The organism is Stenotrophomonas sp. MYb57, assembly GCF_002966815.1.
GTDB lineage: Bacteria > Pseudomonadota > Gammaproteobacteria > Xanthomonadales > Xanthomonadaceae > Stenotrophomonas > Stenotrophomonas indicatrix.
On sequence record NZ_CP023271.1, the window covers coordinates 2,147,060 to 2,158,662 of the forward strand.

Genomic DNA, 11,603 nt, shown 5'->3' on the forward strand with positions numbered 1-11,603 from the left:
CCCCATGAAACTGCCTGCCGCCTGGCTGTGCTGCCTGTTGCTGACCTCGCCGGCGTGGGCCGCCGATACCGTGGTCAGCGGCAAGGTCTATCTGGAGCGTGACGGCAAGCCGGGCCGCGGTGCGACCGATCCTGGCCTGGCCGGCGTGCAGGTGTCCAACGGCGAAACCATCGTCAAGACCGCCGCGGACGGCAGCTACAGCCTGCCGGTGCGTGACGGGCAGACGGTCTTCGTGATCAAGCCCGATGCGTATTCCTTCCCGAAGGCCGCCGACGGCCTGCCGTCGTTCTGGCGGCACTACCGGCCCAAGGGTTCGCCGGCGCTGAAGTACGGTGGCATCGCCGCGACCAGTGACGTTGCCCGCAACTGGGACTTCGCCCTGCAGAACGACCGGCATGACAGCCGCCGTGGTTTCCAGATGCTGGTGTTCACCGACTCGCAGACCGCCAGCCTGCAGGACATCGGCTACTACCGGCAGTCCATCGTGGCGCCGCTGGTGGGCCAGACCAAGGCCCGCCTGGGCACCACGCTGGGTGACATCGTCAACGACGACCTGACCCTGTACCCGGCGATCAACAAGGTCACCACCGAACTCGGCGTGCCGTGGTTCCACGTACCCGGCAACCACGACCTGGATGTCGACGCGGCCAATGATGCGCATTCGCTGGACAGCTGGCGCAACATCTACGGCCCCGATACCTATGCAGTGGAAGAGGGGGGCGCCAGTTTCGTGTTCCTCGACGACGTGGTGTACGACCCCAACGCCAAGCCCAGGTATGTGGGTGGCCTGCGCGAGGATCAGTTCGCTTTCCTCGCTGCCTACCTGAAGGGCCTGCACAAGGACCGTCTGCTGGTGCTGGGCATGCACATCCCGCTGTTCGATGCGGCACCGGGGCGCGAGACCTTCCGCCATGCCGACCGCCAGCGCCTGTTCGACCTGCTGAAGGACTTCCGCAACGTGCTGGTGCTCAGTGGCCACAGCCACACCCAGCAGCACGTCTATCACGGTAAAGCCGACGGCTGGCAGGGCGCCAGGCCGCTGCACGAGTACAACGTCGGTGCCAACTGCGGTGCGTTCTGGTCGGGCGTGAAGAATGCCGCCGGCGTACCGGACAGCACCATGAGCGACGGCACGCCGAAGGGCTATGCGTTGCTGGACGTGGCCGGCAACGGCAGCTATCGCCTGCAGTACCGGGTGGCCGGTGCGGCCGCCAGCGAGCAGATCGGCCTGCATGCACCGAAGGTGCTGCGCAAGGGCGCGTACCCGGCGTGGGGCATCTATGCCAACGTGTACATGGGCGAGGACGCCAGCGTGGTCGAGTACCGCGTCGATGGCGGCGCCTGGCAGCCGATGAAGCAGGTCAGCCAGCCTGATCCGCGCCTGCTGGTGGAGAACGTGGCCGACGACCTGGCTTCCACGCTGCGCGGCTACGACCGTTCGCCGGAAGCCACCGCCTCGCCGCACCTGTGGCGTGGCGCGTTGCCGACCGACCTGGCCGTGGGCAGCCACAAGGTCGAGGTGCGCTCCACCCAGCCCGATGGTGCGGTGTTCACCGCCAGCACCAGCTACAGCCTGCAGACCGCGCAGCCCTGAGCGCGGGCCGGGCTTCCATCACCAGCTTCCATCAAGAAAGGACGCAGCATGGATATCCGCTTCATGGCCGGCACCACGCCGGTCACCCTCAGCCGCCACTGGTTCACCGGCGCGATGATGCTGCAGAGCGCCAGCGAGAAGGTCTGGGTGCAGCATCCGCTGCATCCGGGCACGCACTTCTCGTTCTCGCTGGTACAGTCGTGGCAGCGCCATATCGCCGGCCATGAAGTGCTGGTGGAGCGGACCCGGCCGCTGCTGTTCGCCGGGTTCCGCCCGCAGCGCCTGCGGGTGCTGGTGGACGGTGTGCAGGTGGCCGAGCAGGAAGGCATGTGACCCCGGGCGGCGCTGTCGCCGCGCTAGGCAAAGGCCGTCCAATGCCTGAGAATCGGCACGATTCAATCGATCCAAGCAGGCCAGCGTGAACGTTGCAGCAGTGTCCCCGGCGCCATCCGAGTCCGCCCGCAGCGGCGTCCCCCGCAGCCTGGTCGTCGCCGATGTCGGCGGTACCTTCGCTCGTCTTGCGTTGGCTGAGACCCTGCCGGGGCAGGCGCCGCGGCTGGGCAGCTACCGCACCTACGCCTGCGCCGACCACCCCAGCCTGGCGGCGATCCTGGCCGATTTCACCGCCAGTCTCGGCCAGCCGATGGCCAGTGCGGTGGTCGCCATCGCCGGCCTGCTCGACGGCGATACCCTGATCAATGCCAATCTGCCGTGGACGGTGTCGCTGTCGGCGACGCGCCGCGAGTCTGGCCTGCCCGACCTGCAGCTGATCAATGATTTCGAAGCAGTGGCGCTGGCCATTCCCTACCTGCAGGCCGACACGCTGGTGCCGCTGAATGGCGATGCCGATCCGGCCAAGACCTTCCCGGCATTGGTGCTGGGGCCGGGCACCGGCCTGGGCGCCGCGTTGCGCTTCGCCGATGGCGAGCGCCCGGTGCTGGCCAGCGAGATCGGCCACGCTGCGTTGGGCGCCGGCAATGCGCTGGAACTGCATGTGCTGGGCCAGCTGCTGCAGCGCTGGCCGCATGTGGACAACGAACGCGTGCTGTCCGGCAGCGGCCTGATGAACTTGTATCCCTGCCTGTGCGAAATGCGCGGCGTGGCTCCGCAATGGACCAGCACCGAAGCGCTGATCGCGGCTGCGCGGCAAGGCGACGACGCGCTGGCAGTGGAAACCCTGCAGGTGTTCTGCGCCTGGCTGGGCAGCCTGGCCGGCGACGCGGCGATCGCCGTGGGCGCGCGCTCGGTGTACCTGGCCGGCGGCATTTCCACCCATGTGCAGGACTTCCTGGCCGACGGCCGTTTCCGTGAGCGCTTCCTCAACAAGGGGGTGCTGACCGACGTGCTGCGCCAGGTGCCGGTGTGGCGGGTCGAACATGGCCAGCTGGGTGTGCTCGGTGCCGCAGCCTGGCACGCAGCGCGGACCCCCGCGCACGATTGATCGGCGCTGCCGGCATCGGGCCGGCGGGCGCAGCATGCAGACGGAGGCGAAGATGGTGGATCGCAGGCAGTTTTTGCAGGCCGGTGCACTGGCCGCAGGCGTGGCAGCGTTGCCGGCGGTGAAGGCGCGTACGCACGGTGGCGCCAAGGTGGTCTCGACCTGGGACTTCGGCGTGCCGGCCAACCAGGCCGCGTGGAAGGTACTGGCGCAGGGCGGCAGTGCGCTGGATGCGGTGGAAGCCGGTGCACGCTGGGCCGAAAGCGAGCTGTGCAATCCCACCGTCGGCCATTGTGGCAACCCGGACCGCGACGGCGTGCTGAGCCTGGACGCCAGCATCATGGATGGTGACGGCCGCTGTGGCGCGGTTGCTGCGCTGGTCGACATCCTGCACCCGGTGTCGGTGGCCCGCAGGGTGATGGAGAACAGCCCGCATGTGCTGCTGGTGGGCGAGGGCGCCCAGCAGTTCGCCGTGCAGCAGGGCTTCCAGCGCCAGCACCTGCTGACGCCGAAGGCCGAAGCGGCCTGGCGTGAGTGGCTGAAGACCGAAAAGTACGCGCCGCAGATCAATGCCGAGCGCCGCGGTCTTCCCGGCAACAGCGACAACCACGACACCATCGGCATGCTGGCACTGGACGCCCAGGGCAACCTGGCCGGTGCCTGCACCACCAGCGGCATGGCCTGGAAACTGCACGGCCGGGTCGGCGACAGCCCGATCATCGGCGCCGGCCTTTACGTGGACAACGAAGTGGGCGCGGCCACCGCCTCGGGTGTGGGCGAAGAAATGATCCGCAACGCGGCCTCGTTCCTGGTGGTCGAGCTGATGCGCCAGGGCCGTTCGCCGGCACAGGCCTGCCGCGAAGCGATCGACCGGGTGGTGCGCAAGCGCCCCGAGGCCAGCCGCACACTGCAGGTCTGCTTCCTTGCCATGAACAAGCAGGGCGAGGTGGGTGCCTATGCGTTGCATCGCGGCTTCGTCTACGCGGTGTGCGATGCGCAGCGCCAGGACGACCTGCGCGACTCACCGTCGATCTATACGAGCACGCAGGCGTGAGCGCACGCCTGACGCTGGAGATCGCCAGCAATTCGGTGGCTTCGGCGTTGGCCGCGCAGGCCGGTGGCGCAGATCGCATCGAACTGTTCGACAACCTTGCCGAAGGCGGTACCACGCCGTCGTTTGCCAGCATCGCAATCGCCCGCGAGCGGCTGCAGATTCCGTTGTTCGTGCTGGTGCGGCCGCGTCCAGGTGATTTCCACTACGACCCGCTGGAAACCGAGCTGATGCTGCGCGACATCGCCCAGTGCCGCGCGCTGGGCTGCGATGGCGTGGTGATCGGTGCGCTGGATGCGCGGGGCGATATCGACCTGCCGCTGTGCCGCGAACTGCTGCACGCGGCCGGCCCGTTGCAGGTGACCTTCCACCGTGCCTTCGATGCCGCGCTCGATCTGCCGGCGGCGCTGGAGCAGGTGATCGGGCTGGGCTGCCAGCGGGTGCTGACGTCCGGCGGCCAGGCCAGCGCCGACGCCGGTGCCGATGTACTGGCCGCGCTGGTCGCGCAGGCGGCCGGCAGGATCAGCGTCATGGCCGGCGCAGGGCTGGGCCCGGGCAACATCGCCGCCGTCGCGCGGCAGACCGGCTGTCTCGAGCTGCATGCCTCGGCCAAGGGGCAACGACGTTCGGCCATGCAGTTCCAGAACCCGGCCCTGCGCGGGCTGGACCCGGACTGGAGCCAGACAGACACCGCCACGGTGAGTGCGCTGCGGAAGGCGCTCGACGGCTGACCGAATCCGCCGGGCATGGCCCGGCGCTACCGGGGCGGGTCCGCACCGCGATGGGTGCATCCGCGGTAGCGCCGGGCCATGCCCGGCGAACGCGCAACCCGATCACGGACAAAACCGTTCTGCGCGCGACTGTCGTGATCGTGTCATCGACATCTGTGCCGCTTCCATAAAGATGTCGTGCAACCCATTGATCCGCTTGGATGCCCTTCGGCGATAACCACGCGCGTCCGCTGGATGCTGCGCCGCCGCATGCTGGGCATGGTTCAGCTGTGCTTTAGTTTGGATCGATCCACAGGGGAGGGCGGTCGAATCGAGATGGATCGATTCAACGCCCGGGATCGCCATCCGACCGCGCGTCCACCATCCAAGAGCAACCACCCATGGCTCAGTCCGTCCGCAACCGCCGTCATCTGCTGTCCCACGCCCTCGCCCTGGCCCTGCTGCCGTTCGCCGCTGGCGCACAGGACGCGGCCCAGTCGCCCACCAAGGATCTTGATGCGGTCACCGTCACCGGTTCGCGCATCAAGCGTGCCAGCGTCGAGGGCCCGGCCCCGGTCAACGTGATCAGCGCCGCACAGATCCAGAAGGAAGGCTTCGTCACCGTCTACGACGCACTGAAGACCCTGACCGAGGCGACCGGCACGGTCGAGGCGGCATCGCAGTGGGGCTCGCACACCCCAAACGCGAGTGGCCTGAACCTGCGCGGCATGGGCCCCAACCGCAGCCTGCTGCTGGTCAATGGCCGCCGCGTGGCCGACTATCCGCTGCCCTATGGCGGCGAGACCAATTTCTCCAACTACAGCAACATTCCGGCGGCGGCGGTCGAACGCATCGAAGTGCTGACTGGCGGCGCTTCGGCGATCTACGGTTCAGACGCCATCGCCGGCGTGGTCAATGTCATCCTCAAGACCAACTACGACGGCGACGAAGTGCGCGTGCGCGGCGGTACCTCCACCGAAGGCGGGCGTGATACCTGGGATCTGTCCTGGGCGGGCGGCAAGACCGGCGACAACTGGAGCGTGACCTACGCCCTGCAGTACACCAAGCGCGATCCGTTGTTCGGCCGCGACCGGCCGCAGATGGACGACGCCGACGATGCGCTGTACCCGTCCTGGAACATGGAGCAGCGCAAGGTCGGTTTCCGTCCCACCGCTGGCCTGGCGTTGATCGACCCCAGCAACGGCCAGCGCCTGGCGCCGCCCGACGGCACCTGCGAGAAATTCGCTGGCGAGTACTACACCGCCGACCGCCTGGTCTACAACTACAACGCCAATACGGTGAGCAACACCGGCCGCCTCTGCGGCATGAGCGCCGACTACGCCAACTGGCTGTTGACCGGAGGCTCGGAGAACCTGTCGGGCAACCTGTATGCCACCTTCGATTTCGGCAACGATCTGCAGGCCTGGAGCAACCTGGCGGTATACCGTTCCGAAGCGATCTGGGGCACCAATCCGCCGAGCGTGTCGCTGATCGACGATGCCAACGGTTACTACTGGGATGCCAACCGCAATCGCCCGGTGCTCGGCGTGCGCCAGTTCACCCCGAACGAAGTCGGTGGCCTGGACACGCTGCGCAATACCAACCGCGAGTTGTCGTGGGATATCAGCGCAGGCCTGCGCGGGCGCCTGGCCGATCGCTTCGACTGGAGCGCCACGGTCGGCCGTTCCTACTACCGCGTCGAGGAGCGGCAGAACGTGGTCGACGAGCAGAAGTCGTACGACTTCTTCCTCGGCCCACGGCTGGGCACCACCGGCGATGGCGAGGCGATCTACGCCTTGAACGAGTCGCGCTGGTGGAACCCGATCACCCCGGACCAGTACTGGCAGATGGGCACGGTAGCGAAGAACCGGGCGTCGTCCTACGTCAACCAGGCCTCGGCCGACATCACCGGTGAACTGTTCCAGGGCTGGGCCGGGCCGATCTCGTTCGCCGCGGTAGCCGAAGTGGCCAAGCAGGGCTATCACCTCAGCCCGGACCCGCGCGCGGGCATCGATTTCGATCTGCAGAACGTCGATCGCGGCGGTGGCGAGCGCACGCGTTATTCGGCCGGTGTCGAATTCAAGATTCCGTTGGCCGACAGCCTGATCGCCACCGCGGCGGCACGCTACGACCGGTACGGCAGCTACAAGGCCGACGGCGGCGGCGAAGCGCTGGATATCGGCAGCCAGAAGGAAACCACCTGGAACGCCGGCCTGGAATGGCGGCCGTTCGAGTCGCTGCTGGTGCGCGGTTCCTACGCGACCAGCTTCCACGCGCCGGACATGCACTACCTGCTGGGCCAGGCCAGCAGTTCCGAAGTGCTGACCTACGACCGCCTGCGCTGCATCGAGAGCGGCGCTTATCTGGTCAACAACTGCGGCGTGGGCAATACCGATGTCTGGTACGCGTTCGACGTGAACCGCCGGGGTACGCCGCTGCTGCGCTCGGAAACCGGCGATTCGTGGACGGTCGGCTTCGTGTGGGACGTGCTGCCGAACCTGTCGATGAGCGCTGACTACTGGGCGATCAAGCTGGAAGACATGATCGTCGACGTCGGCGCGGACGAGGTGCTGGCCAGCGAGGCCGGCTGCTTGACCGGCAAGAACATGGACGGCACGCCGTGGGCGAACCCGGCAGGTGAGGCTTACTGTGCCGGCATCCTGGCCCGGGTGAACCGTGACAGCAGCGGCCGGCTGGTGTCGATCGAGCGCGGGCCGTTCAACCTGGCCAGCCGCGAAGTGCGCGGCATCGACCTGAGCGCGCGCTACCGGCTGGAGACCGCCGCATGGGGCAGCTTCCAGCTGGGGGTGAACTACACCAACCAGATTTCGACGAAAGAACAGCGTTACGCCAACGATCCGAACCCTGAGCGTCGCGACCGTGACCTGCGCAGCAAGCTGCGCGCCAGCCTGGCGTGGCAGGGTGGCAACTGGAATGCGAACGTGTATGCCGACCGCATCGGCTCGGTGCCGGGCGTGCGCTACCACTGGGGCACCGACCGCCTGGACAACCCCGGCGGCTGCCTGCCGTTCGCCGATGGCTACGTGCCCAGCGACAGCCCGTCGCTGAACTGCCTGGAACCCGCCACGCGCCCGGATGGATCGGCCAATCCGAACCCGAATGCGGGGCAGCAGACGGCGCGCTACTACGGGCGGGTGGGGCCATTCATTACCTGGAATTTCAACGTCGGCTACCAGGTGACCGAGTTCATGAAGGTCAATCTGTACGTGAACAACGCTTTCAATGCGACCAGCTGGAACCACAAGGACCCGTACAAGGTCGACTACGATTTCGCCCCGACCCGCCTGCTGGGTGCGGTGGGTCGCGAGTTCGCGCTGGAGTATGTGTTCACGTTCTGAGGGAAGGCGGCGCCGGGCATGGCCCGGCGCCAGCCACGCATGGCGTGGCTCTACTGTGGCTTTGATGGAACATTGGCGGGGTGGGGTGGATTTGACCTTCCCACGATGGCAAGGTCTAGGCTGGTCACCATCCTCCAGATGGAACCAGGGAAACCAGGCCATGAGCACCTCCAGCCCCACAGCCGTCCACGAGACGGCTTCCACCATCAGCCTGCCGATCGAAGGCATGACCTGCGCCAGCTGTGTTGGCCGCGTTGAAGCGGCCCTGGCCAAGGTCGAGGGGGTCGCCAGCGTGTCGGTCAACCTGGCCACCGAGCGCGCAGACATCCGTTCCTCTGGTCCGGTCGACCGCGATGCGCTGATCCAGGCATTAGAGAAGGTGGGCTACGAAGTACCCGCCGCGACCACCGAACTGGCCGTGGAAGGGATGACCTGCGCGTCCTGCGTCGGCCGCGTGGAGCGCGCGCTGCTGGCCGTACCGGGCGTCAGCCACGCCAGCGTCAACCTGGCCACCGAGCGTGCGACCGTGCGCGGCGTTGCCGGCATCGATGCACTGGTGGCGGCGATCGACAAGGTTGGATATGCGGCGCGCGCGATCGATGGCGGTACCCAGGTCGACGAGGAAGCGGCGGAAAAGAAGGATGCCGAGCGGGTGGCGCTGAAGCGCGACCTGATCCTGGCCAGCGTGCTGGCGGCCCCGGTGTTCGTGCTGGAAATGGGCTCGCACCTGATCCCCGGCATGCACCATTGGGTGATGTCCACGATCGGCATGCAGGCCAGCTGGTACCTGCAGTTCGTGCTGACCACGCTGGTCCTGGCCATTCCCGGCCGGCGTTTCTACCAGAAGGGCTTCCCGGCGCTGCTGCGCCTGGCGCCCGACATGAACTCGCTGGTGGCGGTGGGTACCGCGGCGGCGTTCGGTTATTCGGTGGTGGCCACCTTCATCCCGCGCCTGCTGCCGGCGGGCACCGTGAATGTCTACTACGAAGCGGCGGCGGTGATCGTCGCGCTGATCCTGCTCGGCCGGTTCCTGGAGGTGCGCGCGAAAGGCCGTACCTCGGAGGCGATCAAGCGCCTGGTCAACCTGCAGGCCAAGGTGGCGCACGTCAGCCGCGAAGGGCGCATCGTCGATATCCCGATCAACGAGGTGCTGCTGGGCGACCTGCTGGAAGTGCGTCCGGGTGAGCGCGTGCCGGTGGATGGTGAGGTGACCGACGGTCGCAGCTACGTCGACGAATCGATGATCACTGGCGAGCCGATCCCGGTGGAGAAGTCGGCCGGCAGCAGCGTGGTCGGCGGCACCGTCAACCAGAAGGGCGCGCTGACCCTGCGTGCGACCGCGGTGGGTGGGCAGACCATGCTGGCGCAGATCATCCGTCTGGTTGAACAGGCACAGGGTTCCAAGCTGCCCATCCAGGCCGTGGTCGACAAGGTGACGCTGTGGTTCGTGCCGGCGGTGATGCTGGCGGCGTTGGCCACCTTCCTGGTGTGGCTGATCTTCGGGCCGTCGCCGGCGCTGACCTTCGCGCTGGTCAACGCGGTGGCCGTGCTGATCATCGCCTGCCCATGCGCGATGGGGCTGGCCACGCCGACCTCGATCATGGTCGGCACCGGCCGTGGCGCCGAGATGGGCGTGCTGTTCCGCAAAGGCGAGGCGCTGCAGCTGTTGAAGGACGCCAAGGTGGTGGCGGTGGACAAGACCGGCACCTTGACCGAAGGTCGCCCGCTGCTGACCGATCTGGAAATCGCCGACGGCTTCGATCGTGCGCAGGTACTGGCGCGGGTGGCCGCGGTGGAGTCGCGCTCGGAGCATCCGATCGCCCGCGCCATTGTCGAGGCGGCGACGGAGGAGGGCATCGCGTTGCCGGCGATGATTGATTTCGAGTCGGTGACCGGCATGGGCGTGCGTGCCAGCGTCGACGGTGCGCGGGTGGAAGTGGGTGCTGATCGCTTCATGCGTTCGCTGGGCGTGGACATCGGCATGTTCGCTGCGCTGGCCGACCGCCTCGGCAACGAAGGAAAATCGCCGCTGTATGCCGCTATCGATGGCCGCCTGGCGGCGATCATCGCCGTCTCCGATCCGATCAAGCCGAGTACGCCGGCCGCCATTGCCGCCCTGCACCAGTTGGGCCTGAAGGTGGCCATGATTACCGGTGACAACGCCGCTACCGCGCAGGCCATCGCCCGCCAGCTCGGCATCGATGAAGTGGTGGCCGAGGTGTTGCCCGAAGGCAAGGTGGAGGCGGTGCGCCGGTTGAAGGCGGCCTACGGGCAGATTGCGTTCGTCGGTGATGGCATCAACGATGCGCCGGCGCTGGCCGAGGCCGATGTGGGCCTGGCGATCGGCACCGGCACCGATGTCGCGGTGGAGTCGGCCGACGTGGTGCTGATGTCCGGCAACCTGCAGGGCGTGCCCAATGCCATCGCGCTGTCGAAGGCGACCATCGGCAACATCCGCCAGAACCTGTTCTGGGCCTTCGCCTACAACACCGCGTTGATTCCGGTCGCGGCGGGTGCGCTGTACCCGGTATGGGGCGTGCTGCTGTCGCCGGTGTTCGCCGCCGGTGCCATGGCCCTGTCCAGCGTGTTCGTGCTCGGCAATGCGCTGCGCCTGCGGCGCTTCCAGGCGCCGATGGTCGAGGGTCCCATGCGGCCCGGTAAAGGAGTGATGGCATGAACATCGGTGAAGCATCGAAGGCATCCAGCGTGTCGGCCAAGATGATCCGCTACTACGAGCAGATCGGCCTGATTCCGCCAGCTGACCGTACCGGCGCGGGTTATCGCGCCTATTCGCAGGCCGACGTGCACCGGCTGCGTTTCATCCGTCGCGCGCGTGATCTCGGCTTTTCGGTGGCCGAGATCGCCGACCTGCTGGGCCTGTGGAACGACACCTCGCGGCACAGCGCCGACGTCAAGCGCCTGGCCGAGCAGCACATCGATGATCTGGAACAGCGCATCGAGAACATGCGGCAGATGGCCGATACGCTGAAATCACTGATCAGCTGCTGCGCCGGCGATGATCGTCCCGAGTGCCCGATCCTGCAGCGGCTGGGCGAAGGCGAGGAGGGCGCTGCGCCGGTTGCGGCGCCCACCGGGGCGGTACGCAGGCGCGCGCGCAGGACCTGAAGACGACATACGGAAAAGAAAATGCCCGCCCCGGCAGTTGCACGGGGCGGGCATCGTTCATGCAGTGGGTCAGGCGATCAGGCCGGGCGCGGCGGGAAACCCGCTTCGGTCAGCGCTGCAATGATCTGCACTTCGCTGGCCGAGGTCTGCACCTGCACGCGGCGGCTGGGCGGGTCGGCCGACACCGTCGCCGCCGGGTCGACCAGCTCGATCGCCTTGGTCACGCTGCGCGCGCAGCCGCCGCAGGTCATGCCTTCCACATGGAATTCCATCTGTAGCTCCTTCGATGCACTTGGGGGTGGAGGCAGTGTGCACCTTGCAACGA

9 protein-coding genes are annotated in these 11,603 nt (G+C 67.4%); 8 read left to right on the forward strand and 1 reads right to left on the reverse strand.

Translation table 11 applies throughout. The features are described from left to right. Positions 1–4: 4 nt before the first annotated feature. The 8 genes from CLM74_RS09965 to cueR all read left to right on the forward strand — a co-directional run bounded on the left by CLM74_RS09965 (position 5) and on the right by cueR (position 11,278). Positions 5–1,594 carry a calcineurin-like phosphoesterase family protein gene (locus tag CLM74_RS09965; protein WP_105163969.1) on the forward strand — a complete coding sequence of 530 codons (1,590 nt, stop codon included), beginning with the start codon at positions 5–7 and terminating at the stop codon, positions 1,592–1,594. Positions 1,595–1,642: 48 nt separating this feature from the next. Further along, positions 1,643–1,927, forward strand: coding sequence for a hypothetical protein (locus CLM74_RS09970; RefSeq protein WP_025874818.1), 285 nt, complete (start codon positions 1,643–1,645; stop codon positions 1,925–1,927). Positions 1,928–2,012: 85 nt separating this feature from the next. Next, entirely contained in the window at positions 2,013–3,035 is a 1,023-nt protein-coding gene (locus CLM74_RS09975) for a glucokinase (RefSeq protein WP_025874816.1), read from the forward strand. A gap of 52 nt (positions 3,036–3,087) precedes the next feature. Then, the gene (locus tag CLM74_RS09980) at positions 3,088–4,086 is read left to right on the forward strand and encodes a N(4)-(beta-N-acetylglucosaminyl)-L-asparaginase (protein ID WP_105164979.1); all 999 of its coding nucleotides are present in this window, start codon (positions 3,088–3,090) and stop codon (positions 4,084–4,086) included. After that, positions 4,083–4,814 carry a copper homeostasis protein CutC gene (locus tag CLM74_RS09985; protein ID WP_105163970.1) on the forward strand — a complete coding sequence of 244 codons (732 nt, stop codon included), beginning with the start codon at positions 4,083–4,085 and terminating at the stop codon, positions 4,812–4,814. Before CLM74_RS09980 ends, CLM74_RS09985 begins: the two co-directional genes overlap by 4 nt. Before the next feature lie 380 nt (positions 4,815–5,194). Next, positions 5,195–8,152 carry a TonB-dependent receptor gene (locus tag CLM74_RS09990; protein WP_105163971.1) on the forward strand — a complete coding sequence of 986 codons (2,958 nt, stop codon included), beginning with the start codon at positions 5,195–5,197 and terminating at the stop codon, positions 8,150–8,152. Positions 8,153–8,312: 160 nt separating this feature from the next. Then, positions 8,313–10,829 (forward strand): heavy metal translocating P-type ATPase, encoded by a 2,517-nt coding sequence (locus tag CLM74_RS09995; protein ID WP_105163972.1) that lies wholly within the window; start codon positions 8,313–8,315, stop codon positions 10,827–10,829. Further along, complete coding sequence (gene cueR, locus CLM74_RS10000) at positions 10,826–11,278, forward strand: Cu(I)-responsive transcriptional regulator (RefSeq protein WP_105163973.1); 453 nt, start codon at positions 10,826–10,828, stop codon at positions 11,276–11,278. Before CLM74_RS09995 ends, cueR begins: the two co-directional genes overlap by 4 nt. A gap of 77 nt (positions 11,279–11,355) precedes the next feature. Here the strand turns inward: cueR and CLM74_RS10005 are convergent, their stop codons facing one another. Then, the gene (locus CLM74_RS10005) at positions 11,356–11,550 is read right to left on the reverse strand and encodes a heavy-metal-associated domain-containing protein (protein WP_105163974.1); all 195 of its coding nucleotides are present in this window, start codon (positions 11,548–11,550) and stop codon (positions 11,356–11,358) included. Positions 11,551–11,603: the final 53 nt, after the last annotated feature.

What these genes read in the sequence shown, in the direction of transcription:
- cueR (WP_105163973.1), top strand. Translation starts at nt 10,826, where the DNA reads ATGAACATCGGTGAAGCATCGAAGGCATCCAGCGTGTCGGCCAAGATG.
- CLM74_RS09995 (WP_105163972.1), top strand. Translation starts at nt 8,313, where the DNA reads ATGAGCACCTCCAGCCCCACAGCCGTCCACGAGACGGCTTCCACCATC.
- CLM74_RS10005 (WP_105163974.1), bottom strand. Translation starts at nt 11,550, where the DNA reads ATGGAATTCCATGTGGAAGGCATGACCTGCGGCGGCTGCGCGCGCAGC.
- CLM74_RS09980 (WP_105164979.1), top strand. Translation starts at nt 3,088, where the DNA reads ATGGTGGATCGCAGGCAGTTTTTGCAGGCCGGTGCACTGGCCGCAGGC.
- CLM74_RS09970 (WP_025874818.1), top strand. Translation starts at nt 1,643, where the DNA reads ATGGATATCCGCTTCATGGCCGGCACCACGCCGGTCACCCTCAGCCGC.
- CLM74_RS09965 (WP_105163969.1), top strand. Translation starts at nt 5, where the DNA reads ATGAAACTGCCTGCCGCCTGGCTGTGCTGCCTGTTGCTGACCTCGCCG.
- CLM74_RS09990 (WP_105163971.1), top strand. Translation starts at nt 5,195, where the DNA reads ATGGCTCAGTCCGTCCGCAACCGCCGTCATCTGCTGTCCCACGCCCTC.